The 26,442-nt window shown below is 36.8% G+C and carries 25 protein-coding genes; 18 read left to right on the top strand and 7 right to left on the bottom strand.

Going from position 1 to position 26,442, the window contains the following annotated elements; all coding sequences use genetic code 11:
* Nucleotides 1-117: 117 nt before the first annotated feature.
* The 3 genes from J2Z23_RS13160 to J2Z23_RS13150 all read left to right on the top strand — a co-directional run bounded on the left by J2Z23_RS13160 (nt 118) and on the right by J2Z23_RS13150 (nt 3,442).
* Nucleotides 118-867 carry an ABC transporter ATP-binding protein gene (locus tag J2Z23_RS13160; protein WP_209974174.1) on the top strand — a complete coding sequence of 250 codons (750 nt, stop codon included), beginning with the start codon at nt 118-120 and terminating at the stop codon, nt 865-867.
* Nucleotides 851-2,077 (top strand): ABC transporter permease, encoded by a 1,227-nt coding sequence (locus J2Z23_RS13155; protein WP_057981521.1) that lies wholly within the window; start codon nt 851-853, stop codon nt 2,075-2,077. Before J2Z23_RS13160 ends, J2Z23_RS13155 begins: the two co-directional genes overlap by 17 nt.
* Nucleotides 2,078-2,386: 309 nt before the next feature.
* Nucleotides 2,387-3,442 carry a 2,3-butanediol dehydrogenase gene (locus tag J2Z23_RS13150; protein WP_057981522.1) on the top strand — a complete coding sequence of 352 codons (1,056 nt, stop codon included), beginning with the start codon at nt 2,387-2,389 and terminating at the stop codon, nt 3,440-3,442.
* A gap of 47 nt (nt 3,443-3,489) precedes the next feature.
* Here J2Z23_RS13150 and J2Z23_RS13145 read toward each other — a convergent pair whose 3' ends face one another.
* The gene (locus J2Z23_RS13145; RefSeq protein WP_064468702.1) at nt 3,490-4,668 is read right to left on the bottom strand and encodes a M20 family metallopeptidase; all 1,179 of its coding nucleotides are present in this window, start codon (nt 4,666-4,668) and stop codon (nt 3,490-3,492) included.
* 255 nt (nt 4,669-4,923) lie between these two features.
* Here J2Z23_RS13145 and J2Z23_RS13140 point away from each other — a divergent pair, with 255 nt between their 5' ends.
* The 7 genes from J2Z23_RS13140 (at nt 4,924) to J2Z23_RS13110 (ending at nt 12,965) form a co-directional block, all read left to right on the top strand.
* Nucleotides 4,924-6,405, top strand: coding sequence for a BCCT family transporter (locus J2Z23_RS13140; RefSeq protein ID WP_057981524.1), 1,482 nt, complete (start codon nt 4,924-4,926; stop codon nt 6,403-6,405).
* A 173-nt stretch (nt 6,406-6,578) separates the two neighbouring features.
* The gene (locus J2Z23_RS13135) at nt 6,579-7,574 is read left to right on the top strand and encodes a beta-ketoacyl-ACP synthase III (RefSeq protein WP_057981525.1); all 996 of its coding nucleotides are present in this window, start codon (nt 6,579-6,581) and stop codon (nt 7,572-7,574) included.
* Nucleotides 7,564-8,718 (top strand): ATP-grasp domain-containing protein, encoded by a 1,155-nt coding sequence (locus tag J2Z23_RS13130; protein WP_064468701.1) that lies wholly within the window; start codon nt 7,564-7,566, stop codon nt 8,716-8,718. The genes J2Z23_RS13135 and J2Z23_RS13130 overlap by 11 nt, the downstream gene beginning before the upstream one ends.
* Nucleotides 8,715-9,704, top strand: coding sequence for an NAD-dependent epimerase/dehydratase family protein (locus J2Z23_RS13125; protein ID WP_209974172.1), 990 nt, complete (start codon nt 8,715-8,717; stop codon nt 9,702-9,704). The genes J2Z23_RS13130 and J2Z23_RS13125 overlap by 4 nt, the downstream gene beginning before the upstream one ends.
* The gene (locus J2Z23_RS13120; protein WP_209974170.1) at nt 9,697-10,521 is read left to right on the top strand and encodes an MBL fold metallo-hydrolase; all 825 of its coding nucleotides are present in this window, start codon (nt 9,697-9,699) and stop codon (nt 10,519-10,521) included. Before J2Z23_RS13125 ends, J2Z23_RS13120 begins: the two co-directional genes overlap by 8 nt.
* A gap of 6 nt (nt 10,522-10,527) precedes the next feature.
* A complete protein-coding gene (locus tag J2Z23_RS13115; RefSeq protein WP_209974168.1) occupies nt 10,528-11,829 on the top strand; it encodes a F390 synthetase-related protein in 1,302 nt (433 codons plus the stop codon).
* A complete protein-coding gene (locus J2Z23_RS13110; RefSeq protein WP_209974166.1) occupies nt 11,829-12,965 on the top strand; it encodes a GNAT family N-acetyltransferase in 1,137 nt (378 codons plus the stop codon). Before J2Z23_RS13115 ends, J2Z23_RS13110 begins: the two co-directional genes overlap by 1 nt.
* A gap of 16 nt (nt 12,966-12,981) precedes the next feature.
* On the opposite strand, the gene J2Z23_RS13105 is transcribed toward J2Z23_RS13110, so the two are convergent.
* A complete protein-coding gene (locus tag J2Z23_RS13105; RefSeq protein ID WP_057994241.1) occupies nt 12,982-13,503 on the bottom strand; it encodes an antibiotic biosynthesis monooxygenase family protein in 522 nt (173 codons plus the stop codon).
* Nucleotides 13,504-13,954: 451 nt separating this feature from the next.
* Between J2Z23_RS13105 and hemE the strand changes: the two genes are divergently transcribed.
* The 3 genes from hemE (at nt 13,955) to hemY (ending at nt 17,571) form a co-directional block, all read left to right on the top strand.
* Entirely contained in the window at nt 13,955-14,989 is a 1,035-nt protein-coding gene (gene hemE, locus J2Z23_RS13100; RefSeq protein WP_057994242.1) for a uroporphyrinogen decarboxylase, read from the top strand.
* 31 nt (nt 14,990-15,020) lie between these two features.
* Nucleotides 15,021-15,956, top strand: a complete 936-nt coding sequence (hemH, locus tag J2Z23_RS13095) for a ferrochelatase (protein ID WP_057981532.1) — start codon at nt 15,021-15,023, stop codon at nt 15,954-15,956.
* Nucleotides 15,957-16,161: 205 nt separating this feature from the next.
* Nucleotides 16,162-17,571, top strand: coding sequence for a protoporphyrinogen oxidase (gene hemY, locus J2Z23_RS13090; RefSeq protein WP_209974164.1), 1,410 nt, complete (start codon nt 16,162-16,164; stop codon nt 17,569-17,571).
* A gap of 138 nt (nt 17,572-17,709) precedes the next feature.
* Here the strand turns inward: hemY and J2Z23_RS13085 are convergent, their stop codons facing one another.
* The 3 genes from J2Z23_RS13085 to J2Z23_RS13075 form a co-directional block, all read right to left on the bottom strand.
* Nucleotides 17,710-18,270 (bottom strand): SCO family protein, encoded by a 561-nt coding sequence (locus J2Z23_RS13085; protein WP_238456211.1) that lies wholly within the window; start codon nt 18,268-18,270, stop codon nt 17,710-17,712.
* Nucleotides 18,271-18,476: 206 nt separating this feature from the next.
* Nucleotides 18,477-18,653 (bottom strand): hypothetical protein, encoded by a 177-nt coding sequence (locus J2Z23_RS13080; protein WP_165589551.1) that lies wholly within the window; start codon nt 18,651-18,653, stop codon nt 18,477-18,479.
* Between the two features lie 200 nt (nt 18,654-18,853).
* Entirely contained in the window at nt 18,854-19,252 is a 399-nt protein-coding gene (locus J2Z23_RS13075) for a hypothetical protein (RefSeq protein ID WP_174517052.1), read from the bottom strand.
* Nucleotides 19,253-19,523: 271 nt separating this feature from the next.
* Between J2Z23_RS13075 and J2Z23_RS13070 the strand changes: the two genes are divergently transcribed.
* Nucleotides 19,524-21,485: a hypothetical protein gene (locus tag J2Z23_RS13070; protein WP_209974162.1), complete on the top strand. Its 1,962-nt coding sequence runs from the start codon at nt 19,524-19,526 to the stop codon at nt 21,483-21,485.
* A gap of 103 nt (nt 21,486-21,588) precedes the next feature.
* Here J2Z23_RS13070 and yhfH read toward each other — a convergent pair whose 3' ends face one another.
* Nucleotides 21,589-21,714: a protein YhfH gene (yhfH, locus tag J2Z23_RS13065; protein ID WP_082881445.1), complete on the bottom strand. Its 126-nt coding sequence runs from the start codon at nt 21,712-21,714 to the stop codon at nt 21,589-21,591.
* Between the two features lie 161 nt (nt 21,715-21,875).
* Between yhfH and J2Z23_RS13060 the strand changes: the two genes are divergently transcribed.
* The 3 genes from J2Z23_RS13060 (at nt 21,876) to J2Z23_RS13050 (ending at nt 25,224) form a co-directional block, all read left to right on the top strand.
* Nucleotides 21,876-22,610 (top strand): MBL fold metallo-hydrolase, encoded by a 735-nt coding sequence (locus tag J2Z23_RS13060; RefSeq protein ID WP_057981536.1) that lies wholly within the window; start codon nt 21,876-21,878, stop codon nt 22,608-22,610.
* A gap of 15 nt (nt 22,611-22,625) precedes the next feature.
* Entirely contained in the window at nt 22,626-23,615 is a 990-nt protein-coding gene (locus J2Z23_RS13055) for a lipoate--protein ligase (RefSeq protein WP_057981537.1), read from the top strand.
* Nucleotides 23,616-23,961: 346 nt separating this feature from the next.
* Nucleotides 23,962-25,224, top strand: coding sequence for a M48 family metallopeptidase (locus J2Z23_RS13050; protein ID WP_209974160.1), 1,263 nt, complete (start codon nt 23,962-23,964; stop codon nt 25,222-25,224).
* A gap of 123 nt (nt 25,225-25,347) precedes the next feature.
* Here the strand turns inward: J2Z23_RS13050 and J2Z23_RS13045 are convergent, their stop codons facing one another.
* Nucleotides 25,348-25,575 (bottom strand): IDEAL domain-containing protein, encoded by a 228-nt coding sequence (locus tag J2Z23_RS13045; RefSeq protein WP_057981539.1) that lies wholly within the window; start codon nt 25,573-25,575, stop codon nt 25,348-25,350.
* Between the two features lie 176 nt (nt 25,576-25,751).
* On the opposite strand from J2Z23_RS13045, the gene J2Z23_RS13040 reads away from it, so the two are divergent.
* Nucleotides 25,752-26,306 carry a competence protein ComK gene (locus J2Z23_RS13040; RefSeq protein ID WP_057981540.1) on the top strand — a complete coding sequence of 185 codons (555 nt, stop codon included), beginning with the start codon at nt 25,752-25,754 and terminating at the stop codon, nt 26,304-26,306.
* Nucleotides 26,307-26,442 lie beyond the last annotated feature (136 nt).

Below are 26,442 nucleotides of genomic sequence, written 5' to 3'. Positions count from 1 at the left end.
CCATTAAGATGAGCCTGTTTTATTTAATAAATGGTTTTTCGTGGAAGAATAATCGCCATTGGGTAAAGTTATTTGGTAAACTAATGTACAGAGAATTAAAAGAGAGGACGAGAATATATGCCTTTACTGGATATAAAAGATGTTACGGGCGGGTATACAAAAAAAACAGTCATTCAAGATCTTTCTTTTCAAGTGGATGCTGGTCAGATTGTCGGATTAATTGGCCTGAATGGAGCAGGGAAAAGTACTACAATTAAACATATTATTGGATTAATGGAACAACGTTCAGGCGAAATAACCATTAATGGCTTATCGTTAAAAGAAAAACCGGAAGCTTATAGAAAGCAATTTTCGTTCGTGCCAGAGACACCTATTCTTTATGAAGAATTGACTTTGGAAGAACATTTAAAGTTAACTGCGATGGCTTACGATATTCCTGAAGAAGTTTTTCAGAAACGAATTACTCCATTATTGAAGGAATTTCGACTTGATCAGAAGCTGAAGTGGTTTCCAGCTCATTTTTCTAAAGGGATGAAGCAAAAAGTCATGATTATGTGTGCTTTCTTAAATGAGCCCTCTTTATATATTATTGACGAACCATTTGTTGGACTTGATCCATTAGGAATTCAATCTCTTTTAGATTTAATGGCTAAAATGAAGAATAATGGGGCAGGGATTTTAATGTCAACCCATATTTTAGCTACAGCTGAGCGTTACTGTGATCGTTTTATCATTTTGCATAATGGAAAAATTAGAGCGAAAGGAACGCTCAAGGATTTACGAGAGGAATTTGCAATGAAAGATGCGACACTAGATGATATTTATTTGCAATTGACAAAGGAAGAGATCGATGAAAACAATAAATGAATTGTGGAAGGAAAGAGTACAAGCATATATAACTGAACTACAGAAATATATGAAATACATGTTTAATGACCATTTATTATTTGTTCTCATTTTTGGTGGGGGAGCGGCTCTATACTATTACTCTCAATGGGTTAAGACACTTCCGACTTCATTTCCAGCAGCGATTATTATGGCTATTCTATTCGCTATCGTTTTATCGGCAAGTCCTATTGTTACCCTATTAAAAGAAGCAGATATTGTTTTTATGCTTCCTCTTGAGACAAAGCTTAAGCCCTATTTCCAAAAGGCGATCATATTAAGTTTGTTTGCACAAATTTATCTTATTGTTTTCGTTGTGGCAGCATCCATGCCAATGTTTGTGCAAGTTACAGGGAAGAGTTTTAAGTGGTTCTTATATTTATTGCTCTTAACAGTTTTGTTAAAGTATTGGAATTTATTGATTCACTGGTGGATGCTCAAAATATCTTCCTCCTATTCGTTTTTTTTCGATTGGCTAATTCGATTTATGATAAGTGGGCTTCTGTTATATTTTATATTAAATGATGCTTCATTTTGGTTTATTGGTGCGATCTTATTTATTTTGGCTGCTTATTCGCTTTATGTTAGAGAAGCAGCTAAAAATAAAGGAATTAACTGGGAGCGACTTATTGATAAAGAGCAGGCTAGGATGCAAGCATTTTATCATCTGGCGAATATGTTTACGGATGTACCTCATTTAAAAGGACAGGTTAAGAGAAGACGTTGGCTTGATAGCTTATTTTCTTCCATTCCATATGGGAGTGAGCAAACGTATCGGTTCTTATATTCTCGCGCCCTGATAAGAACGAATGAATATTCGGGATTAATTTTAAGATTATCTGTCATTTCAGCCCTCATAATTCTTTGGAGTGACCAATTATATTTATCACTAGTGATCTCTCTATTGTTTATTTATTTAACAGGCTTTCAGTTATTTCCTCTTTTAAGGCGCTATGAAATGAAAATCTGGACAAATCTCTATCCGATTGCCAAAAGTCAAAAAAATAGTGCCTTTTTACAATTATTATTAAAAATATTGCTATTCCAGGCAATTCTATTCGGTCTTTGCGCATGGATAGGAGGGGATATCGTACAAGGTGCCATCGTAACGGGAATTTCGCTTATCTTCGCTATTCTCTTTGCGCGGATTTATGCTCCAACTAGAATAAAGAAAATGTTCTCTGTAAGTTGATTTTCGCTACAGGTGGACCATTCCACCAGCGGTCTGTGAGCTTCCTCGTCGCTATACTTCAGAGGAAGCTCACCCTGACACGCATTTGAAGCTACTGAAAAACTCAGAAAACATTTTTAGATAGTATTATGATTATTTCCCTTAAGAGACTTTCACTTTGTCTGTGAGAAGGCTTTGTTACTAGTTAATATTGGAAAAATTATCCGAAATTGTCGTGCAAAAATCTAAAAAGGGACGACACTCAGGAAAGTTTGTGATATAATGAGCATATGGTCGATCATAAAAAATATTTTTCGAGGGGGAGTCAAAATGAAAGCAGCTAGATGGCATAACGCAAAAGACATTCGGGTAGAGTCAATAGATGAACCTACCATTGCACCTGGAAAAGTAAAAATTGAAGTGAAATGGGCTGGAATTTGTGGGAGTGATCTACACGAATATGCGGCTGGTCCTATTTTTGTTCCAGTGGAAACACCTCATTTTGTAAGCCAAGACACAGCTCCAATCGTAATGGGGCATGAGTTTTCTGGAGTGGTAACAGAAGTTGCTTCAGACGTCACAAAAGTAAAAGTAGGTGATCGGGTTGTTGTTGAACCAATCCTTGCTTGTGGGGAATGTCCTGCCTGTCGAAAAGGAAAGTATAATGTATGTGAACATTTAGGTTTTCATGGTCTCTCCGGTGGCGGTGGTGGTTTTGCTGAATTTACGATGGTGGATGAGCATATGGTTCATAAGATGCCTGAAGGGCTTACTTTTGAACAAGGAGCATTGGTAGAGCCAGCTGCTGTGGCGCTCCATGCTGTCCGCCAAAGTAAGTTAAAAGCAGGAGATAAAGCGGCCGTGTTTGGAGCAGGACCAATTGGCTTATTGATCATTGAAGCATTACGCGCTGCAGGGGCTTCTGAAATCTATGCAATTGAAATCTCACCAGAACGTGCCGAAAAAGCAAAAGAATTAGGAGTTAAAGCAGTTATTAATCCAATTGAAGAGGATGCCGTTAAACGACTTCTTGAATATACGAACGGCGGAGTAGACGTGGCTTATGAGGTTACCGGTGTTCCGGCTGTTTTACAACAATGCATCGATTCAACAACATTCGAAGGTGAAACGGTTATTGTATCTATTTGGGAAACAGATGCTTCGATTCTGCCAAATAATATTGTGCTAACAGAAAGATCGGTAAAAGGAATTATCGCCTATAGAGATATATTCCCAGCGGTAATGGAATTAATGAATCAAGGGTATTTTCAAGCGGAGAAACTAGTTACGAAGAAAATTGAATTGGATGACATAGTCGCTCAAGGGTTTGAGGCATTAATACAAGAAAAAAATCAAATTAAAATTTTAGTTAAACCTTCTAACTAAGGAGAAAAGAGGAGTTCTAACCTGACAGAATTCCTCTTTTATTTTGATTATAATTCAGCAGCTCGTAACGCCACAAGTCCTAGCGTTTTTGCAGCTGTAAGCATCGCTTTTTCATTGATATCAAATTTGGGGTGATGATGGGGGAACGGAGCAGATACATTTTCGGGTTTTGCGCCAGTAAAAAAGAAGGTTCCGGGTACATTCTTTAAATAATAGGCAAAGTCTTCTCCAGCCATTTCTGGAACAGATTCTTCTACAAAATCGATTTCCTGTATCTTCCCCGCGCATTGAACGAGTAGATCTGTTTCCTCATCATGATTCACAACAGCGGGGTAACCTTTGTAGTAATGAAATTCATAATTGCAGTCCGCCGCCAAGCAAGTTCCTTTTACGATTCTTTCTAATTCCCTCTCAATTGACTCTTGAACTTCTGGTTTAAAAGTGCGGACTGTGCCACCGAGGGTTACTTGGTCAGCGATAACATTAAAGGAATTTTCTGCTCGAAAATATCCTACAGAAACTACGGCAGATTCAATCGGGTTTACTCTTCTACTAACAATTTGTTGTAAATTGACCACCAATTGTGAGGCAATAGTGATGGAATCTTTTGTTTTATGTGGTTGAGCACCATGACCCCCATACCCATTAATATTAATTTCAAATCGATCAGCGGCAGCCATAATCGGACCTTTCCGATAAGCTACTGTCCCATATGGAAGTGTTGCCCATAAATGAGTGCCAAAAATGGCATCCACACCAGACAAGCACCCATCATCAATCATGGGCTTGGCCCCACCTGGTGAAACTTCTTCTGCATGCTGATGGATCAACACATATTCTCCGGCAAGCTCATCCTTCATTTGAAAAAGTACTTTTGCGAGGACAAGTAGGGTGGCTGTATGTCCATCATGACCACAAGCATGCATAACTCCAGTAGTTGTTGATTGGAAGGGAAGTCCAGTTTCCTCTTGGATAGGCAAAGCATCAAAATCAGCTCTTAAAGCGATAGTTTTACCAGGTCTTTCACCCTGTATTTTCACTACGATTCCATTGCCTCCGACATCTGTACGAATATCTGTTATCCCCAAATTTGCGTAATATGTTGCAATATAAGCAGCTGTCTTTTGCTCTTGAAAAGAGAGTTCAGGATGTTGGTGAAGATATCTACGGATTTCCACCATTTCATCGTAATGTTGATGAAGTTTTTCAAAGAATTTTTCTTTCACTTTGTTCACACACCTAACGTAATATATTTGGTTAACGATCGCACAATTAATTGAGAGAACTCGGTTAAGTCAAAGTAATATAAGCTTGGAAGCAATTTAGATATACATCTTTGATTTAGCTCTTGTCTTCAAACAATTCTATTATAACAGTATTTTAGAAATATTTGGTTTTATTAAAAGAAGAAAAAATGTTAAGTAGAGCGGTTGCATTTATTTAGAAGATTTTATACGGTTATTTGATAAGGATGTGAAATGATGAGAAAAGTTACAAGTGTATTTTGGTATTCACTTGGCATTTGTTTAGCAGTAGTTATCTGGGGTTCCATTGCTCCAGAAAATCTGGAATCTTTTACAACAAAAATGACAAATTTATTATCAAAAGACTTTGGATGGTTTTACCTTTTATCTGTAATCATTATGCTGGTGTTTTGTGTGTTGTTAATGTTTTCAAGGTATGGACATGTCAAATTAGGAAAAGCGGATGACAAGCCTGAATTTAGTTTAATGTCCTGGTTTGCTATGCTATTCAGTGCCGGGATGGGTATGGGTTTGGTTTTTTGGACAACAGCGGAGCCGATCTCCCATGCTTTTACAAATAGTCCAGGTGCCGAGTTGGGTTCTGATGAAGCTATTAAGGATGCTCTTAAATATTCCTTTTTTCATTGGGGGATTCATGCGTGGGCTGTTTATGGTGTTGTTGGTCTTGTTTTGGCCTATTTTAAATTTCATCAAGGTGCACCAGGGTTAATTAGTTCAACCCTTGTTCCTGTATTTGGTAAGAAGAGAATGGAAGGGGGACTTGGTAAATGGGTGGATATTCTAGCTGTTTTTGCCACCGTAGTGGGAGTGGCTGCTACCCTGGGATTCGGCTCTGCACAAATTACAAGTGGCCTATCTTTTTTAATTGGGACACCTGATACATTTGCTGTTCAATTATTAATATTAGCAGTGTCAACGGCTTTGTTTATTTGGTCAGCATGGTCTGGAATTGGAAAGGGAATCAAGTATTTAAGTAATATAAATATGGGCCTTGCAAGTGTTCTTTTAGTCTTATTATTTATTGTTGGTCCGACGCTCTATATTCTGAATATGTTTACACATACATTAGGAACATATTTGACCGATTTTTTCCGTATGAGCTTACGGATTGGACCGCTTAATGAAGAGAGAAGAGCTTGGATTCATGATTGGACGATATTTTATTGGGCTTGGTGGATTTCATGGTCGCCTTTTGTCGGTATCTTTATTGCACGTATTTCAAAAGGAAGGACAGTGAAGGAGTTTCTCTTCGGTGTTTTATTTGTCCCTGCTCTCGTTTGTTTTATCTTTTTCTCTGTTTTTGGTGTTTCTGCATTGAATCTTGAACAAAATGGGATAGCGAAGATATCTGAGTTGTCCGTAGAGACCTCTACTTTTGGCGTGTTGGCAGAATACCCACTTGGCACAACGATGTCTGTCATAACCGTATTTGTAGTTGCGATCTTTTTTATCACTTCAGCAGATTCAGCGACATTTGTGCTAGGAATGCTTAGTACTAAAGGATCACTAAACCCGGCGAATTCAGTGAAAATTTTGTGGGGATTAGCGCAAGCGGCCCTAGCGGCTATAATTGTTTATTTTGGAGGCACACAAGGATTGCAAAATATGCTAATTATCGCTGCTTTACCTTTTACAATTGTTGTATTACTGATGGGGATCTCCTTTTTGAAAGCGGTAAGGAAGGAGTATAAGCCATAGGAAAATTCAATTAATGGTGACTACAGGTATATCTCTCCCGACACGGTGATTGGTACACAGAAAAATTGGATTTTGAGTAGGTCGAAATACATAATTTGCGCCAATATTATACTTCTAGTAGCTTATCCTTTGATATACTCAGAAAAAGTGTATATGTGAAAGGAAAGACAGCTATGAACAGAAAAGTGAAGATTGTCGGAGTGGGGAAATACTTGCCTCCAAAAGTAGTAACAGCTGAAGAGCTTGACCAAATGTTACAAACCCAACCAGGTTGGACGTTAAAAAAGTCTGGTGTGAAAGAGCGACATTATGTGAATGGTGAGACGGCTTCACAAATGGCGGCCAATGCAGCACTTGAGGCCATCAATGATGCGGGGCTGTCTCTTTCTGATGTTGACTGTATTATTTCAGGTAGTGGGACAATGGAGCAACCAATCCCTTGTAATGCGGCACTGATTCAGCGCGCTTTAAATTTGAGTGATTCTGGAGTCCCTTGTTTTGATGTGAATACAACTTGTTTAAGTTTTGTGCAGGCACTTGATATAGCCTCACTTTATCTTGAAATGGGAATTTATCGAACGATTTTAATTGTTTCCTCTGAAATTGCTTCGATCGGATTAAATTGGCAGCAAAAAGAAAGTTGTGTGTTATTCGGTGATGGGGCAGCTGCAGTAGTTGTTCAAAAAACTCCCGAAAATGAGGGATCTACTGTTTATCCAATGAAAATGGAGACTTACAGTGATGGAGCGAGTTTCACAGAAATTCGCGGTGGCGGAACAACCATCCATCCACGAGAACATCGTGAAGAAACCAAACAGGAATTTTTGTTTCATATGAATGGTCCGGCTGTCTTTCGTATGTCTTCCAAACGATTACCGGAGTTTGTAGGGAAAATATTTGCTGAGGCCAATATTTCCATGACAGATCTGCAAGCTGTTATTCCCCATCAGGCTAGTGGTATGGCAATGCGCTTAATGAAAAGAAAATTGCATATCCCTGATGAAATTTTTATCGATGTTATTGAGAATTATGGCAATATGATTGCGGCTTCCATTCCGATTGCTCTCTATGAAGCGATTCGCTCGCAACGCATCAAACGTGGTGATAAAGTTCTGTTGATTGGAACTTCTGCAGGATTGTCGCTTGGGGGAATAATTCTTGAATATTGATAGAGAAGAAGCTAAAAAAGTTTTATTAACTGGAGGCAGAGCACCTGTAACCCTAGAGTTAGCTAGAATGCTTGCTCAAGAGGGGCATGATGTTTATGTAGCTGATAGTTTTGCTGCACAGTTAACGAAATCATCAAATTGTGTGAAACAATCCTTTTTCATCCATAGTCCTGTCCACAACTTTGAGCGATTTATTGCAGATTTAGTTGATATTATTAAGGTGAATCAAATTGATCAGTTAATCCCAACATGTGAGGAGATTTTTTATATTGCAAAAGGCAAGAAGAGATTAGAACAGTATTGTTATGTTCTTAGCTCAGATCTTCCTTTTCTTCTAAAATTGCATCATAAATATGAATTTATCAAACTAGTTGAAGCGCGTGAACTAGATACGCCTTCTTCTTTTCTTGCCTATTCAAAGGAAGAAATGAAACAGCATTATAAGGAATTAGCAGGTGAGGCAATTTTAAAACCTACTTATTCGCGTTTTGGCTCACAAGTCCTATACTTAAATGAGAGAACTCTTGCTAATTTAAAGATCCCGGAAGGAGAATATATTGTCCAGAAGAGAATTTTTGGTCAACCTATTTGCAGTTATAGTGTTTTCTTCGATGGAAAGCTTGTCGCCCATACACAATATAAGGTTGTTTACACAGCTGGTAACAGTGCAGGAGTTCAATTTCGACACCTGGAGCATAAGAAAGTAGAAGATTGGGTTAGAAAGTTTTTTGAGGGGGAGAGGGTAACAGGACAATTTGCTTTTGATTTTATTGAAACAGACACTGGAAATCTATTCCCCCTAGAATGCAATCCCCGTTCGACTAGTGGAATTCATTTGTTTGCAGGCCTTCCTTTGGCCAGCCGTTTGATAGGTAAGGATACAAGTCTCTTACAGCCTTTACCGCAAACAAAACGGATGATTGCGCTAGCGATGTTGATATACGGATGGCGTAAACAGGGGAAACGAAATTGGTTTAAAGCATTGATTCGATCACACGACGTGATTTGGAATCGCCGTGATATAAAACCATTTTTTTATCAGTTCTATGCTTATTATGCGATTTTGAAACAAAGCATTCGTCTTGGGAAGCATCCGTTAGAAACGACAACATTTGATATTGAATGGAATGGTGAGCAAACATGAGAATGTTTATAACAGGTGGGACTGGTTTTTTAGGAAAAGCCTTGGCAAGACGTTTGGTCAAATTAGGCTATGAAGTCACTGTATTAGGAAGAAATGAAGAGGTTGGAAGACGGCTCAGAGGAGAAGAGATCCACTTTGCTTCAGGGAAGTTAGAAGACGCGGAAAGATTGGAGGCTTTGATCCACAACCACGATTATGTTTTTCATTGTGGAGCCTTATCTTCACCATGGGGAAAATACGAGGAATTTTATCAGGCAAATGTGTTAGGTACGAAGAATGTGATTGCTGCTTGTGAAAAACATCAGGTGAAACGATTAATACACGTTTCTACTCCAAGTATTTATTTTTACTATAATGATCGCTTTGATGTGAGGGAGGATGATAAACTCCCTGAACAATTTGTGAATCATTATGCCCATACAAAATATTTAGCAGAGAAAGAAATTGATCAGGCCTTTTCTCATGGTCTTCCAGTGATTACAATCCGCCCAAGAGCGTTATTTGGACCTGAAGACACGACGATTATCCCTCGTCTTATCCAAGTGAATCAAAAACGTTTCATTCCGCTTGTGGACAGTGGAAAGGCTAAGATGGATCTTACTTATATTGAAAATGTAGTAGATGCTCTTTTGCTATGTATAGATTCTCCTTCAACTACATTAGGGAAAAAATACAATATTACGAATGGAGAACAGGTCGTCTTTCGAGAAATCTTACAACAATTATTTAATCAGATGGGAACTCCGATGAAGGCAAAGGAGATTTCTTTCAAGCGGGCGATGAAATTGGCTGGAATTCTTGAATGGGGATCCAAATACCTTTTAAAGGGCAAGGAGCCTTTATTAACAAAATACACAGTAAGTGTGCTGGGGAAAAGTCAGACACTGAATATCGAGGCAGCTAAGAAAGAGTTAGGGTATATTCCGCGAGTAAATATGGAAGAGGGGATCCGACTTTTTGTGGAATGGTGGAAGAAAAATGAATGAACTTTCCTTACAATTATTTCAAGCTGGATATTGTGTGCACCCAGAAAAAATTGCCATTAAAGATGGTCGTTGGGGCAAGGTGCGCTTTCCAGCTTTAGTTGGTTTGATTAGACATCCAAATAAGGGCTATATCTTATTTGATACCGGTTATGCCGAACATTTTTTTACGGCAAGCAGTCGTTTTCCGTATTCACTTTATGCGAAGGTGACACCGGTTTATTTTGAACATAAGCAAAGTATCAAAGCCCAATTGGCTGAAAAAGGGATTGAGCCTGATGAGATTAGGTATATCATCATCTCCCATTTTCACGGAGATCATATTGCCGGTTTGCTCGATTTTCCGAAAGCTACCTTTATCTGTTTCAAAACAGCTTATGAATTTATTAAAAGTAAAACTGGTTTTGCCGCTGTGCGAAATGGTTATCTGCCTGGGTTGCTTCCAAAAGATTTTGAATCACGAGCGCTGTTTTTAGATGAGAAGTTACCGATCAAGCTGACTAAAGATTATACGCCTTATATGGAGGGGTGGGACGTTTTTCAGGATGGCTTTATTTTGGCTGTAGATGTGACTGGACATGCAATTGGCCAGATGGGGATTTTTCTTCGCGATGTACAAAGTGGACCGATTTTTTTATGTGCGGATGCTTGTTGGCAAAGCAGGGCCTATCGAGAAAAGAAAATGCCACATCCACTTGCGTATCTAATTATGCCGGATGTTCAGAAATATCGCGAGAATCTGTGGCGTCTGCATGAATTTCATCATTTACACCCTGAGTGGACGATTATACCGACTCATTGTACAGAAATATGGAGGTGAGAAAAAATGGACATACTATCAATTTTAAAAGAATATATACATCAGAAGTTTTTTCGCCAATTTCGTACAAGAGAAAAACTTGAACAATATCAAGAAAAGCAAGTTCAAGAACATTTGCAATTTGTATTAAAGCATTCTCCTTTTTACCGTGATTATTATCAAGTTACCGATGAAACAGAAATAAACAATTGGCGTCATTTACCTATGATCGAGAAAACCGTGATGATGGAACATTTTACTTCGCTTAATACAGTTGGTATGGAGAGAGAAGAAGCTTTTTCAGTAGCTTTAAAAGCAGAACAGAATCGTGATTTTTCGCCAACAATAAATGGAGTGACGATTGGCTTATCCTCGGGAACATCTGGAAATCGTGGGTTATTTATCGTTTCTCCTACCGAACGTAAACGGTGGGCTGGTGTTATTCTAGCAAAATTATTGCCAGCAAATATTTGGCACAGGCAAAAAATCGCTTTTTTCCTAAGAGCTAATAGTAATTTATATACGACAACACAATCAAATAGGATTGCCTTTGCTTTCTTTGATTTGTTGGATTCATTTACAGAACATGTAGAGCGGCTGAATCGATTACAACCTACTATTCTAGTAGCACCACCGTCCATGTTGCGCTTTTTAGCGAAGTCTCTTCGAGAAGGTGAATTGCAAATATCACCTCTGAAAATTCTCTCGGTTGCGGAAGTTTTAGATCCTATGGATGAACAGTTTATCCAGGAAACGTTTGAACAAAAAGTACATCAAGTATATCAATGTACAGAAGGCTTTTTGGGTTGCACTTGTGAGCATGGAACGATTCATATTAATGAAGAGCTTTTAATTATGGAAAAAGAATATTTAGATGACCATAAGTTCATTCCGATTATTACGGATTTTTCAAGAAAAGCTCAGCCGATTCTCCGTTATCGACTAAATGATATTTTAACTGAGAGGACCTCGCCTTGTCCATGTGGGTCACCAATGTTAGCCATTGAAAAAATTGAAGGTAGAAGTGATGATATTTTTTATTTTCAAAGAGGAGAAAAGAGGGTACCACTCTTTCCGGATTTTATTCGCCGTACGATCATTTCAGCCTCCAATGAAATTGAAGAATATCGAGTCATCCAAACAACGATAGATCAAATAGAAATTCAAATAAAGTGGAAGCAAAAACAGGAAGAAGATAAGGTGCGTTCCGCGCTCACAGAGTTTTTTCTTGGCCAAGATATAAAAACGCCGTATTTGGCATTTCAAGATTATGATTTTCAACCAGGTGTGCGAAAATTACGCCGTGTGGAAAGTAGAATACAATGGTGATGGAGTTATTTCAAAAGGTGGATCTTGCTAAAATTCAGTGGTCCCAATATCGGAATGGCGCTGAGGTTAGTGGTTATTTTGAGGAAATGATGGAGCATGGTGCTCAGGTCTATATTAAAAATGTTGATGTAGAATTCTATCTTCTCGCTGTGGATGATTTACTACTTCCCCTTACAAAAACAAATGGAAATCCATTTAATAGTTATGTTGTTTCTCCTTTTTCGCATTATGTAAGCTATGCAATAGAAGAGTTACGGGAATTGCAACAGCCTCTTTTAGAGCATTGTTTAAAAAGTGTTCTTCAATGTCTGGGTCTCTTTTTAAAATGGGGAAAGATTGATAAAGTTGTAATGGTGAATAATTGGTTATTATCAACAAACTTATATGAGATGATTACGGAGCAGCAAGTAAAGGAGATGACTCTTTTCCTACAAAAAAGGTTTCCACAGGAGACAATTATGTTCCGGTCACTAGCCAGTTCTTTACACCCTCGTCTTATAAGTAGTTTACACGAACAGCAGGCAATTTTTGTTCCTAGTCGTTCGATTTACTTATTTTATCCAGAAAAATTTAGTCAAATCTCGAAAAAGAAACGAAAAACGATTCGCCGTGACCAACGTTTTTTGCAAAAGAGTGGGTATTGGGTAGATGATAAAGTAAGCCCTATTGAGATGGAACGCGTGCTTGAACTATATAATCAATTATATTTAAAAAAATACTCTTATTTCAATCCACAGTTTACATTGAAATATTTACAGAATGCCTATGAAAGACACCTGCTTGGTTTCAGAATGTTGAAAAAAGGAAACAGAATCGATGGGGTAGTTGGCTTTATCACTTGTAATGGTGTTATGACGACACCTCTCCTTGGATATGATACAACCATGTCGAGAAAAGTGGGACTCTATCGTTTATGTTCGATGATCCAAACTGAACAATCGTTACAAACAGGGCTATTATTACATAGAAGTGCTGGAGCGGGAAATTTCAAACGAAACCGCGGAGCCGTTAATGAAGTAGAATATTCCTCTATAATTGTTTCGCACCTACCAATCGGCAGAAGAATCGCTTGGAAAACATTAGCTTTTTTACTTAATCGAATTGGTGTTCCTTTACTAAAAAAATTTGAATTGTAATGACTAACCCGGAAGATTAAGAGCTCTCCGGGTTAAATGAATCCTCTTCTAATTCTTCTTCAGAAACTGTAAACGTATACGTATGCGGGGTATTAGAGAAAATATTCCCGAGGTGATGGTGAATTTGAAATTTGGTGAAAGTGGAAGACTTTTCCCAGCGTACATAGTTTCTTTCACTTTGCCACATTGTCATGATTATATATACTTCACTTGATAATGGACGTAATATCCGCCCAGCTAATAATCCCTCTTCTTTTTCAATAAGCGATAGCTTATTTTCAAAATTATATTCAAATAATGGTCTATTTTCATCTCTTACAGGTACATAATGGCATGCTATAAACCCTTCGCTTGCAAAATGACCAAGTGTATCTATCGTTTCATATTTTCGTGGTGATTGGAAGAGAGTATTTTTATCTGTTTCATGCCAAAGCTCTACTGTTCGGATGTTTTGCATAAGCATCATTTTTTCAGAAGGATGCTGTTCCTCCAATTTTTTTAGATAGGAATACGTTCCGGCTGTTATATACATATACATTCTATCACTCCATCTGTCATATTCATCAAAAGGATCATAAGCTTGTTGTATTTTTACCCATTGTTGGTGAATTTGAAACGGAATCTTTATCGCTTCATAACTTCCCGGTTTTAAGTCTTCCGCAATATGGACAAAATATGAATAAAAGTAACAATTAAATAGAACAAATTTATGACAAGGGGTACTAGTTGCTATACTTTGCTTACTAAAAGTAATATAGTAAAGATAATCACTTAATAATAATTCTAAAGGAAGTTCAAAAAGTCCGGTAAAAATGACACTTAGAATTTCTTCGTTGGCTTGTTTTTCCGCTGCTCATGTATTTAAAAGCATACATTCCGCTGCTCGAAACTGCGCCGCCTCGAACTTCTTGGTCCTTTTTATCCTCCTTTTTGAACACGCATTTCTAAGTAAATTATAGCATGTTTGCGAAAGGCGGAATTAAACTTCCATGACAAAAATAACAAATGATACATTTTTGCGGGCAGCAAGAGGAGAAGAAACGGAACATGTACCTGTTTGGTATATGCGCCAAGCTGGTCGATCACAGGCTGAGTACCGTAAATTAAAAGAAAAATATTCCTTATTTGAAATTACTCATCAACCAGAGCTATGTGCATATGTAACAAAACTTCCAGTTGATATGTACAATGTTGATGCAGCCATTCTTTATAAAGATATTATGACCCCACTTCCGGCATTAGGAGTCGATGTTGAAATAAAAAGTGGAATTGGCCCTGTTATTGATCAGCCGATCCGTTCAAAAGCAGATGTTGAAAAACTTGGAGAAATTGATCCTGAACAGGATATTCCCTATGTTTTAGAAACGATTAAGCTTTTAACGGAAGAGCAGTTAACCGTTCCTTTAATTGGGTTTGCAGGTGCACCATTTACTTTGGCTAGTTATATGATTGAAGGGGGACCTTCGAAAAATTATCACAAAACAAAAGCATTTATGTATGCTGAACCTGTTGCTTGGTTCCTTTTAATGGACAAGCTTGCTAATATGACTATTCGCTATTTAAAAGCACAAGTACAGGCTGGAGCAAGTGCTCTACAGATTTTTGATTCATGGGTTGGGGCATTGAGCCGGGCAGATTATCAAATCTATATCAAACCAACAATGGAGAAAATCTTTACAGCAATGAAAGAGGTAAATGTACCGATGATTCTACACGGTGTAGGTGCTAGCCATCTAGTATTGGAATGGAATGATTTGCCGCTTGATGTCGTGGGGTTAGATTGGAGATTACCGATCACAGAAGCTCGAAAACTGGGAGTCACCAAAGCTGTACAAGGAAATCTTGATCCAGCTGTATTAATTGCTGATTGGCCTACAATTGAAGCAAAAGCGAAGGAAATCTTAGATCAAGGGATGCAACAACCTGGTTTTATTTTTAATCTTGGGCACGGTGTTTTCCCAGAAGTAAATCCCGATGTTTTAAAGAAATTAACGAATTTTATTCATGAATATAGTAAAAAGTAAATTTAGTTTCAATGAACGAGGAGTGAAGGAAATGAGTAAGAAAAAAATGGGTTTATTAGTAATGGCGTATGGGACTCCATACCATGAGGATGATATTGAACGGTACTATACACATATTCGGCATGGTCGTGCTCCCTCAAAAGAAGCACTAGAAGATTTACAAAGCCGTTATCAAGCAATTGGCGGGATCTCACCATTAGCTAAAATTACGGAGCAACAAGCCTATGGTTTGCAAGATCATTTAAATGAAATTCAAGATGAAATTGAATTTAAAGCTTATATCGGTTTAAAACATATTGAACCTTTTATAGAAGATACTGTTGAGAAAATGCATGAAGAGGGAATAGAAGAAGCTGTTTCCATTGTTCTTGCGCCTCATTTTTCTACTTTTAGTGTTGAATCTTATAATCAACGGGCAAAAGAAGCGGCGGCAAAATGTGGAGGGCCAAAAATTACATCCATTGAGAGTTGGTATGCTGAACCTAAATTCATTCAATTTTGGGCCAATGAAGTAAAAGAAATCTACACAGATATGAGTGAGGATGAACGAGCAGCAGCATGCTTAATTGTTTCAGCTCATAGCCTACCTGAAAAAATATTGGAATTTGGTGATCCTTATCCAGAGCAGCTAAAAGAAACGGCAAAATTGATAGCAGAAGCAGCAGGTGTAACAGCCTATCATGTCGGCTGGCAAAGTGAAGGAAATACACCAGATCCATGGTTAGGACCTGATGTACAAGATTTAACACGAGAACTTTTTGAAAACAAAGGATATAAAGCATTTGTTTATATTCCAGTTGGCTTTGTCTCTACTCATTTGGAAGTTTTATATGATAATGATGTGGAATGTAAAGTGGTAACAGATGAAGTTGGGGCTGCTTATTATCGTCCCGCTATGCCAGATGCCCAACCTGAATTTATTGATGTATTGTCTACCGTTGTTCTTAAGCATCTTGGAAAAAAATAAGAGAAAGTTCAAAAGGTAAGGACCAAAGATAAGTTTTGCGACATTCTGTCAAAAGCCTTTGTGATCTAATCTGTGTTCTGCAGTTTTTGGCAAAAATGACATTGTGAGATGAAGGGACTTCGACTAAATATAGCGATGGCCTGTGCAAACGTTGAAGTCATTTGGTCCTTTTTGAACACGTACTGATAAAGTAGGCGATTGTTTTATGAATCAAAAAAAGAAAAAGGTGGTTATAGTCGGTGGAGGGATCACCGGTTTAACTTCCGCTTTTTATTTGAATAGAGCGATTAATCAATATCAATTGCCGATTGAATTGACACTTATTGAAGCAAATCATAGGTTAGGCGGTAAGATACAGACAGAATATAAAGATGGTTTTGTCATTGAAAAAGGCCCTGATTCCTTTCTGGAACGGAAGTCAAATGCTAAGCAACTAGTGCAGGATGTTGGTTTAGAACATGACCTTGTAAGGAATACTGCGGGGAAGACCCATATCGTTGTGAAAGATCAGATGCATGCTATGCCTCTTGGAGCTGTTATGGGAATTCCCACGAAATTTGGTCCGTTTTTGAAAACGGGTCTTTTTTCGGTACAAGGGAAAGTCAGAGCGGCCTGTGATTATATTTTGCCACGATCTAGAGTGGAAGGTGATCAATCAATTGGGAGTTTTATTAGAAGAAGACTAGGTGATGAGGTTGCGGAGAACTTAGTGGAACCTCTATTATCAGGCATTTATATTGGTGATATTGATCAGTTAAGTCTTCTTTCTACCTTTCCGCAATTTTATAAAGCTGAGCAGGAACATGGAAGCTTAATTCGAGGATTAAAGAAAATGTCTAAAACAGCTTCTAAAACTACCTTAACAAGTAAGAACCAAGGTGTTTTTCTGACGCTTAAAAATGGTTTGCAGTCATTGGTTGATGCAATCGAAACACAACTTAAGGATGTGACGATTCAAAAGGGCGTTTCAGTGAAAGATTTAAAAAAGGGAAAAGATGGACATTATGAACTGAACTTAAATGATGATGAATCGCTACAAGCAGATGGAGTAATTCTCGCACTTCCACATCCAATGATGGCGGAATTAATGTTAGATAAAAACTATTTGAAGGACTATAAAGATATGCCTGCAACAACAGTAGCTACTGTTGTTACTGCATTTAATGAGGATGCTATTAATCTAGCAGATGGCGTTGGCTTTGTAGTATCTCGGCATAGTGATTATACAATAACGGCCTGCACGTGGACACATAAGAAATGGCCGCATACCGCTCCTAAAGGAATGGCCTTACTGCGTTGCTATGTAGGACGTATAGGGGAAGAAACTGTTGTTGACTTATCAGATACAGAAATTGAGGAAATGGTTTTAGAGGATTTAAAGAAAACTTTAAACATCACAGCAAAACCAAAATTTTCCATCGTAACAAGATGGATGAATGCTTTTCCACAATATAATGTTGGCCATTATCAGCGAATGAATGAGATGCATGAAGCACTATGTAAAGATATGCCTGGTGTATACGTAACTGGAAGCTCATGTGGTGGTTTGGGGTTACCGGACTGTATCACCCAAGGAAAAGTTGCTGCTGAGAAGATACGGGCGTATTTTGAGTGATTTCCGCTCTAATTTATAGCGTATAACTCCTTATTATTACGATCGTAGTCCCTCTATCCAAAGTAATTTCTTCTGTATAGGCCTAGTTTAAGAAAACAATAGCCAAGCAAGGACTTGTTCTTTGCTTGGCTATTAATATTATAGTGCGGATTTAATGTCCTTTAGTATTTGTTTATAAGGAACATCCACATCACCAGGGTAATCACTGATAACTTCACCATTTTTGTTCATAAGGAAAAATTTCGTCCCATGGATGACTTGGTCGTCATTCTCTGGTTTAACGACCCATTCTTTAAAATTGTTAAGAGCATAATCTTCAATCTCTTTTTGGCTATATCCAGTTAGAAAATGCCAAGTTGAGAAATTGGCTGCAAATGATTCTGCATATTTCTTAATATCTTCAGGAGTATCCACTTCTGGATCTACACTAAATGAAACAAAATGCACTTCATCTAAGCCTGCTTCCTCCGCTTGCTGCTGAATATAACTCATATTGGCTGTCAAAGTGGGACAGACGGTTGTGCAATTTGTAAAAAATAAATTAGCAACCCATACCTTGCCCTCGAGGTCTTTAAGCCCAAAGCTTTGTCCATCTTGATCTGTATATTGGAAATCTTCTAATGGCCGTCCTTCTTTCGCTGAGCAACCTGTGATCACTAATAAACAAGATAAGAAAAGTATTAATCCAAATTTTCTCAATAAAAAAACCTCCAACCCATCCATATTCTTATTACCATTATAGTCAAAAATATGAAAAGATTGGGGGTTTATACAATCTGTTCAGAAATTTATCATTTATTATCAATAATTTATTCAAAGAGTTGAGCGGATTACTTTATAAAATAAGGAATTTATTATTGGTTAACAATTTCAGGTGAGTAGAACTTGACAGCGACTCAAAAAAGTTAGGAGCCATGCTCCTGCTGTTTCGACTTTGAGAGTAGCGGAATTCTTTCCTTTAATTTAAGTTTCTTTTTCTCTCTTTTTGTACCAGTTAAGCGGAAGACGATATAATTTATTATTTCTTCGAAAATTGCTAGAGTTACAAATAGGGCAATAACTAGTAAAATCCATTTCCACATTTAGATCACCTTTTATACAAAGTAATTTTTAAAAATCTATTAATAGTTTTTTACCTTTTATTTTATTATTTTAACATGAAGTTCATGTAAACTATTAATTATTTTTAAGAACGAATAAAAGAAGGGCTATGGTAATTTATCATTCGTCTTTGATGCTAAATATATTACTTGTATCCCAACCTCAATCTATTTACGGGAAGTCAGTGTGAATTTTCTAGTGATTTTACTGTGACAATATTTAATTTATTTACTTTCTTACAGCCATCCAATTCCCTCTCACTCAATAATCCTAAATCTATGGCAGACTTTATTTTTTTATCATCAGGCTTTTTTTGGATTAGTTCATTTAGATGTAGACATTCCAATCTTTTCACTGTTTCTTCTTGTTCATATTTTTCTAATGTCCGAATTTGTCTCTGCAATTTATAATTGTCTACTGTTATTTCGCCTTTTTCATAAAATCCAACAGAAAGATCAAAATAATGATTAAATGCATTTTTTAACTCGTCTAGCTGTTCTTCTATTCTTTTTTTCTGTTGGTTTAACTGATAAAAACGTATAAGCATTTCTCTTGTAATGATAGGGCCGGACTCAGTCATCAAATCGCTCCATTCTTTATTAAATTATATAGAAACATATGGGAGATGAAGCAGGTTTATTCCAAGAATGAAATTGTAAAAAATAAGCTAATTTATACAACTTTTTTCCTATGCTAATCCATAGAAATATAGAGGAAACATCGTTCTTTTCACCTGAATCTTTTGGAAACAATCGATTATGATCTATTGATGACGTATACTGAACGTTGATTGTAAGCATAATGAAAATTTCAGCTAATTAATTAAGTCATTGTTTTAGGGAGGTATTGTAATGAAGAAGTTTTTGCGAGTAGTCGGAAAAATCATCTTCATCCTATTTACCGTATTTGTTGCTTCTTCTCTCTTGATTGTTGGGGGGATTTGGGGCTATCAAAAATACAAAGATTATAAACTAGAAAAATATTTAAAAGCTCTACCAGAAGATCCGACTATTTCCACTGATATGACAGTTAAGTTACATGGTGATGAAAAAATTGGTGGCCAAAAAATGACCATTCAGGAAAAGGTGGATGCAGGTTTAAATCCATATGTCGCGGATACTTCAGGGAATGGAATATCGGATTGGGATGCGCTTCATACTTATCATACAGACCCGAAGAAGTTTTCCACTGCCGATGATGGAATCAGTGATCTGGCTAAAATTAAAGAAGGACTTGATCCAACAAAACCATTGGATAAAGATGCTATTGAGGAATTTAGTATTGAAGATGAAAAATTGGATGTAGCGATCCATACAAATGATTTAAATGCAAAATATCATTCATTTATAGAGTCATATCAACAAGATGAGCTAGAAGCGATTTATGAGCCTGTTCGTGAACCTGTACAATTCTTTAATTACACGGGGGAAGTGGAGTTGAAACTTCCAGAGAAAGTTAAAAATAAAAAGAAATTAAAAGCTTTTTATTTTGATTTTGATAAAGAGGATTTTGTGGAAATAAAAAAACAGCGTGTTGAAGATGATGCTATTTTCGCAACGATCAATGACTCATTTCCCGTCTTTATCCTTGACCCAAATACATATGAGAAAATTGAAAAGTATTATTATTTCCGGGTATCTGGTTTTCAATTTAGTCGTGCTGTTGCAGGCTTTGATCATAAAGTATTTATTTTTAAGCGTGCATGGCGTGATAGCGATAATTTTGTGGAAGACAAATATGAAGATGAGGAATATGGAATTACCGAGTTATCGATTGGCACAATAGGCCCTATTTCCGCGGCGTTTTTAGATGGGGTTTATGCGTTGTTGGATAAGATTTTTGCCCCACTGGATGGGACGGATGGAACTTTACTTGCTCGTGCCTTGCTTGACTATGGAACTGTCATGGGAACCCCTGATTATGTAAAAAAATATTCGATGCCTTGGATTTTTGATGAGGAGTTTAATCAGGAAGAAGTATATTCTGCTAAAGTGATTGACACTGGTTTTCTATCGAACGCCAATGCCTTCCGCTTCGGTAATATGTTAACGCCGCTTGGGGATGGAGGAATTTGCGCTGGAATTGTACGTGTAATTGAACGAGTGTTTAATCAGGAAGAGATTGAAAAGGAGTTAAGTTATAAACCGGAAACAGTTAAATCGTGGTTAAGAGAGTATTTAGGTAGTGCTGGGTATAAATCACTCTCCTATAATCTAGAACCCCAATTAGATCAATACGCATTCTTAGAAGATGGCTATCTCTATGGCTATCGTTTTACAGATGAGCAAATTTCCTATATTGGTAAGGAGACGTATATTGATGATATAGTCATAGATCCTAGTAAAATAGATGAGCCTGATCGCACATTAGTAAAAATGTTAGAAACGCAGTGGATTTATGCCAATGAAATGATAAATTATAAGACTAAACCTTATGAATCTTCCAATATAACCATAATAGATCAAGTCGAGGACGCTTTAGCAAATGGAAATATCGTGTATGCCTCTTTACATAAAGGTTCAGGTGGGCATGCTGTGAATATTTATAAGATGGAATACGATGAATTTGATCCCGATTTAATTCGTTTATATGCTTATGATTCAAATTTTCCATATGGCCGATTAAAGGAAGAGAAAAAACGAGAATTATTTATGAATATTTATAAGAAAAAAAGGAAGACAGCAGATGGGGTGGAGGAGTATTTCGAATTTGACTATACACCATTTTCGAGTAAGAATTATTCCTACAATAATACAACAGACGATCATGAAATTCGTTTCTTTGTCAATGATCAAGCTTTAAAGGGGAAATAAAGTGAAGCGATTAGACAGTTGCACCGAATAAAAAAAGAAGGACCTTTCTGCAAATTGAGATTAGCAGAAAGGTCTTTTTTATATTAGTTTGCTATATATACAGTTAGATTGAATTGCATTGGTCACATAGATTACCATAACATTCATGTTGTTCGTCGATCTTTTCACCGCATTGTGAACATTTTTTAGGGGGTAACTCTTTAAAGAATTCTACGATACTTTGGATCATAAATCATCATCCTTCCCTTTTGTTATGATACTGTGGTTGTTGATTAAAATTGTATTATAACAGTAGTGGGGTGTCAATAAAAATCTTCAAAACATGAAAAAAAATTAGAAATAAAGTATAGTTAATTTGATGGGTATGCTTTGTGAGAAGGAGTGTGAGATATGAAGTTAACAGTGATTGGACATTGGGGCGGCTTTCCAAAAGTGGGAGAAGCCAGTTCAGGTTATTTATTAGAACATGAAGGTTTCAGGCTTTTAGTGGATTGTGGGAGTGCTGTATTATCACAGTTGCAATATTATTTAAAACCAACTGAATTAGACGCGGTTATTATTTCACATTACCATCCAGATCATGTAGCCGATATTGGTGTGCTCCAGCATGCATTAATCATTGCAAAATACACGGAGGGGTTTTCGAGAAATTTACCAATCTACGGGCACGAAGAGGATCAGGCTGGATTTGCAGCTTTAACATATAAAAATTTAACAACTGGAATGGTTTATAAAGGTGATCAATTGTTACATATTGGTCCATTTCAAATTGAGTTTATCGAGACTGTACACCCAGTACCTTGTTATGCGATGCGTATTAAAGCTGGTTCAAAAACACTTATCTATACAGCGGATACAGCTTACTTTCCTGAACTAGCGGAATTCGCTAAAGGGGCTGATTTAATCCTATGTGAATCTAATTATTACAAGGATATGAAAGAAGCAGCTTTCAATCATATGACAAGTGATCAGGCGGGACAATTAGCTCGCTTGGCGAACGCGAAGAAGTTGGTACTTACGCATTTACCCCATTTCGGGAATTATGAACAATTAATTTCTGAGGCTAAGGAGGATTATCCTGGCGATATCATCCTTGCTTCATCAGGACTTGCTATCACCATTTAACTAGGAGGTTTCAACATGCTGTTTATTGATAATCAAGGGATCACAGATCCTCGCATAAATTTAGCGATTGAAGAATATGCATTAAAGCATTTAGATATTAACCAAGATTATTTACTATTTTATATTAATGAGCCATCTATAATTATTGGAAAAAACCAGAATACGATCGAGGAGATTAATACGGATTATGTAGAGAAAAATGGTATTCATGTCGTTCGACGTTTGTCTGGAGGCGGCGCTGTCTATCATGATCTTGGGAATTTAAATTTTAGTTTTATTACAAAAGATGAAGGAGACAGCTTTTTAAATTTTAAAAAGTTCACAGAACCTGTTGTTAAAGCATTGAATAAATTAGGTGTCCAAGCTGAGATGAAAGGTAGAAATGATCTAGTCGTTGGAGAACGAAAAATCTCAGGAAATGCTCAATTCTCTACTCGTGGCAGAATGTTTAGTCATGGCACATTAATGTTTGACTCGGAAATTGAAAACGTAGTGTCAGCCCTTAAAGTGCGAAAAGATAAAATTGAATCAAAAGGAATTAAATCGATTCGCAGTAGGGTTGCCAATATATCTGAGTTTATGGGAGAAAGTATATCAACCAAAGAATTTAGAGAAATATTATTACGTCATATTTTTGAGGATGTTTTCCCTGTACCAGAATACAAATTAACGGAAAAGGATTGGGAGAAAATTCAACGAATTTCAAAAGAACGATACCAAAACTGGGATTGGAATTACGGAAAATCTCCGAAATTTAATTTGCAGTTTTCACATCGTTTTCCTGTTGGTCTTATTGAGTTTCGTTTAAATGTCCAAAAAGGCCAAATTACCGAGTGTAAAATTTTTGGTGACTTTTTTGGCGTTGGGGATGTAGAAGAGGTTGAGAAAGCCTTAACCAATATTCGTTATGAACGCTCTGAAATTTCTCACGCACTTGAACACTTGGATATTCCACATTATTTTGGTAATGTAGCTAAGGATGAGATTATTGAACTGATTTATTAGTCAGTTAGTTCTTATTTTTTATGATGCAAGAGAGGCTCCCAAATTAGATTTGGGAGTCTTTTCTTTTTTACTCTCCTATAATTGGAAAGGAGAGGGTTACTCCTACTTCAAGAATGCTACCACTTTAATAGGTGATATGGAATTTGCATTCTTATTTAGGGAGTCTTATCAATGTTCCCAATGCTATCTTATATGCTCATTTTTAGGGTGTTTTAATCGTATGAATGCCTTTATACCAGGAGATAGACTTATCAATTTAAAAACGGATTAAAATTAAATAAGTTGGCTAGTTCTAAATGAAGAAAAAAATTCTACATATAATAAGAGATGGACAAGGGGGGAGATTATGATTCGTAAATGGGCTTTACGTGCCATTGTATTGTATCTTATATTTGGAATTGCAATGTATGCCTATTTGTTTTTCTTTGCGAATACCTCAATCCCAGAGGCATTGCGCGGAACTGCGGTCGATCCAGCAACTTTTCTAAATGGTCGAGAATTGATGCTTAGTGAGGATTATTCTAGAATTCGCAATTTACTTTTTTTCTTAGCAACTCCTTATGAATGGTTATTTTATTTCTTAATTTTGATTCTGGGTGTATCGGCAACATTTGAAAAATGGGCAAACAATACGTCTAAATTCTTTGTAATTCGTTCAGCTATTTATTTGTTCTGGTTATCTATAACTTCTTTTATTGTTATGTTCCCTTTAAGTTTTCTATCCTTCACAATATCGAAATCGTACCAGATTTCAACACAGACTTTCCCGGGGTGGATGAAAGATAAACTAATTGATTTTTGGGTAAGTTATGGAACGATGTTTATTATAATTACTGTTTTGTATTTTTTAATAAGAAAATTTCCGAAACGCTGGTGGCTTGCCGCTTGGTGTCTTATGATTCCTTTCTCCATTTTTATGATGTTCATTCAGCCAGTCGTGATCGATCCATTGTATAATGATTTTTATCCATTAAAGGACAAGGAGCTTGAAGCGAAAATTCTTGACCTAGCGGATATGGCAAATATTCCAGCCGAACATGTCTATGAAGTAGATATGTCTACAAAAACAAATTCTTTAAATGCTTATGTAAATGGAATCGGCTCCAACTCCCGGATTGTTCTTTGGGATACAACCCTTGAACGATTGAGTGATGAAGAAATTTTGTTTATTATGGCACATGAAATGGGTCATTATGTGGAGAAGCATATTTATATCGGGCTTGCCGGATATATTCTCTTATCATTCGTGGGACTATGGCTAACAGCGAAACTCATGGAACGTTGGTTAGCAAAGCGTGGGAAAGATTGGAAAGTGAAGAAAATGAGCAACCTAAGTTCATTACCTGCTTTTCTTTTAATTACTTCTATTTTATTGTTTGCTGCTAGTCCACTCACGAACATGGTTTCTCGCTATCAAGAATCAAGAGCAGATACTTATGCGATTGAAATGACCGAGGATAAAGAGGCGGGAATTGAGTCGTTCCAGAGCCTAACAAAGGCTGGGCTTAGTCAGGTTAAACCTCCTTATCTGGTGAAAATATTCCGTTATGGACATCCAACTATGCTAGAGCGTATAAAAAAGATTGATGAATATGAACTTAATAAATAAGGTAGAGCAGGGAGAATAAAAGCTCTTTTTCTCCCTGCTTTTTTCTTTGAAAAATTCTTAGACACTATGAAGTTGGAATATCTTATAATGGATTAAACAATAAAAAATCCCCTGTTAAGGGGATTAATATCCAATAAGCTTTTTCAATTCTTTCGATAAATTTTTGAAAGCATTGCGATCATTTCGATCTAGTGCATGGTCAATGGCTACTCGAAGTTCCCGTTCTCTTCTTTGCTGTAAAAGATCATTGAGAATAAATTCAACATACCATTGCATTTCTTGAGTATCGTTTTTGTTTTGTGTCATTGTATATTCTTTTAGCAGCTCTTGGTAAGATTTTCTTTTTTCCATTGCTGATCACCTCTGACACTTTTTTTAATTATACCGAATAAGGGCGGAAAAATCAATTGAATAATTGGAATTTTCTAATGGAGTTTCACACCCTTGATTTTTGATTATTTTGACTTTTTTCTTTACTTGAGATATACTGATCTGTGAGTATAGAACTATACATAGGAGGGAGAAGTATGAATAAAGAACTAATCGAAGAGTATTTGATTAATCCTTTTACCTTAATGTTTAGAACAATTATTAAGGAGGAAAAAAGGATAACAGAAATAATTGAGTTTGAAGAGATTTATTATACTGAAGAGTCACCACTTAATATTATTAAAAGAAATTGTGGATATTACGGCTCTGATTACGAAGGTCGCAGAAACGGCACAAAACAATTAATTGCTATTACCCACAAAGCCCCCATCCTCTTAGAATCACATACACCAATTTATTTATTTCCAACTAAGTCACCTCAACATGAATTTTGTGCTTGGATTGCCCATGATCATGTAAAGGCTTGTCGCAAAGCAGATATTAAGAGTTTAACTATCGTGAAGTTTCGCAATAATCACGAATATACAGTATCCATTTCCACAACACCTTTTAGAACGCAATTGTCACGCACAGCAATGCTTAGGATCGAATATGAGAAAAGCCTTGAAAGAATTGAGATGTATAATTTATTAAAGCAATCATATTTTATGAAAGCATCTGAAGATAGAGGACCATATCGGCCGTATAAATGACGAAAAGTTTTAGTAATACTTAAGATGCTTTACCAAGCTAAGACAATTAAATACATTCTGACGAGTTAATGAAATACTTCTGTGTTTAGAATTCCTAAAGCATAAGTTCCTGCGGGAATGCAGAAAAGGAGAGCTC

Source organism: Lederbergia galactosidilytica (assembly GCF_017873565.1).
Classification (GTDB): domain Bacteria; phylum Bacillota; class Bacilli; order Bacillales; family Bacillaceae_C; genus Lederbergia; species Lederbergia galactosidilytica.
Note: the sequence above shows the minus strand (reverse complement) of the source record. Positions and strands in the feature narration are given on the sequence as shown.

Excerpts from the sequence above, each read along its gene's own strand:
- J2Z23_RS13055 (WP_057981537.1), top strand. The coding sequence starts at position 22,626 with ATGCTGTTTATTGATAATCAAGGGATCACAGATCCTCGCATAAATTTA.
- J2Z23_RS13150 (WP_057981522.1), top strand. The coding sequence starts at position 2,387 with ATGAAAGCAGCTAGATGGCATAACGCAAAAGACATTCGGGTAGAGTCA.
- J2Z23_RS13160 (WP_209974174.1), top strand. The coding sequence starts at position 118 with ATGCCTTTACTGGATATAAAAGATGTTACGGGCGGGTATACAAAAAAA.
- J2Z23_RS13115 (WP_209974168.1), top strand. The coding sequence starts at position 10,528 with ATGGACATACTATCAATTTTAAAAGAATATATACATCAGAAGTTTTTT.
- yhfH (WP_082881445.1), bottom strand. The coding sequence starts at position 21,714 with ATGATCCAAAGTATCGTAGAATTCTTTAAAGAGTTACCCCCTAAAAAA.
- J2Z23_RS13120 (WP_209974170.1), top strand. The coding sequence starts at position 9,697 with ATGAATGAACTTTCCTTACAATTATTTCAAGCTGGATATTGTGTGCAC.
- J2Z23_RS13040 (WP_057981540.1), top strand. The coding sequence starts at position 25,752 with ATGAATAAAGAACTAATCGAAGAGTATTTGATTAATCCTTTTACCTTA.
- hemE (WP_057994242.1), top strand. The coding sequence starts at position 13,955 with ATGACAAAAATAACAAATGATACATTTTTGCGGGCAGCAAGAGGAGAA.
- J2Z23_RS13060 (WP_057981536.1), top strand. The coding sequence starts at position 21,876 with ATGAAGTTAACAGTGATTGGACATTGGGGCGGCTTTCCAAAAGTGGGA.
- J2Z23_RS13070 (WP_209974162.1), top strand. The coding sequence starts at position 19,524 with ATGAAGAAGTTTTTGCGAGTAGTCGGAAAAATCATCTTCATCCTATTT.
- hemY (WP_209974164.1), top strand. The coding sequence starts at position 16,162 with ATGAATCAAAAAAAGAAAAAGGTGGTTATAGTCGGTGGAGGGATCACC.
- J2Z23_RS13105 (WP_057994241.1), bottom strand. The coding sequence starts at position 13,503 with ATGTATATGTATATAACAGCCGGAACGTATTCCTATCTAAAAAAATTG.
- hemH (WP_057981532.1), top strand. The coding sequence starts at position 15,021 with ATGAGTAAGAAAAAAATGGGTTTATTAGTAATGGCGTATGGGACTCCA.
- J2Z23_RS13080 (WP_165589551.1), bottom strand. The coding sequence starts at position 18,653 with ATGTGGAAATGGATTTTACTAGTTATTGCCCTATTTGTAACTCTAGCA.
- J2Z23_RS13140 (WP_057981524.1), top strand. The coding sequence starts at position 4,924 with ATGAGAAAAGTTACAAGTGTATTTTGGTATTCACTTGGCATTTGTTTA.
- J2Z23_RS13110 (WP_209974166.1), top strand. The coding sequence starts at position 11,829 with ATGGAGTTATTTCAAAAGGTGGATCTTGCTAAAATTCAGTGGTCCCAA.
- J2Z23_RS13075 (WP_174517052.1), bottom strand. The coding sequence starts at position 19,252 with ATGACTGAGTCCGGCCCTATCATTACAAGAGAAATGCTTATACGTTTT.
- J2Z23_RS13050 (WP_209974160.1), top strand. The coding sequence starts at position 23,962 with ATGATTCGTAAATGGGCTTTACGTGCCATTGTATTGTATCTTATATTT.
- J2Z23_RS13155 (WP_057981521.1), top strand. The coding sequence starts at position 851 with ATGAAAACAATAAATGAATTGTGGAAGGAAAGAGTACAAGCATATATA.
- J2Z23_RS13135 (WP_057981525.1), top strand. The coding sequence starts at position 6,579 with ATGAACAGAAAAGTGAAGATTGTCGGAGTGGGGAAATACTTGCCTCCA.
- J2Z23_RS13125 (WP_209974172.1), top strand. The coding sequence starts at position 8,715 with ATGAGAATGTTTATAACAGGTGGGACTGGTTTTTTAGGAAAAGCCTTG.
- J2Z23_RS13045 (WP_057981539.1), bottom strand. The coding sequence starts at position 25,575 with ATGGAAAAAAGAAAATCTTACCAAGAGCTGCTAAAAGAATATACAATG.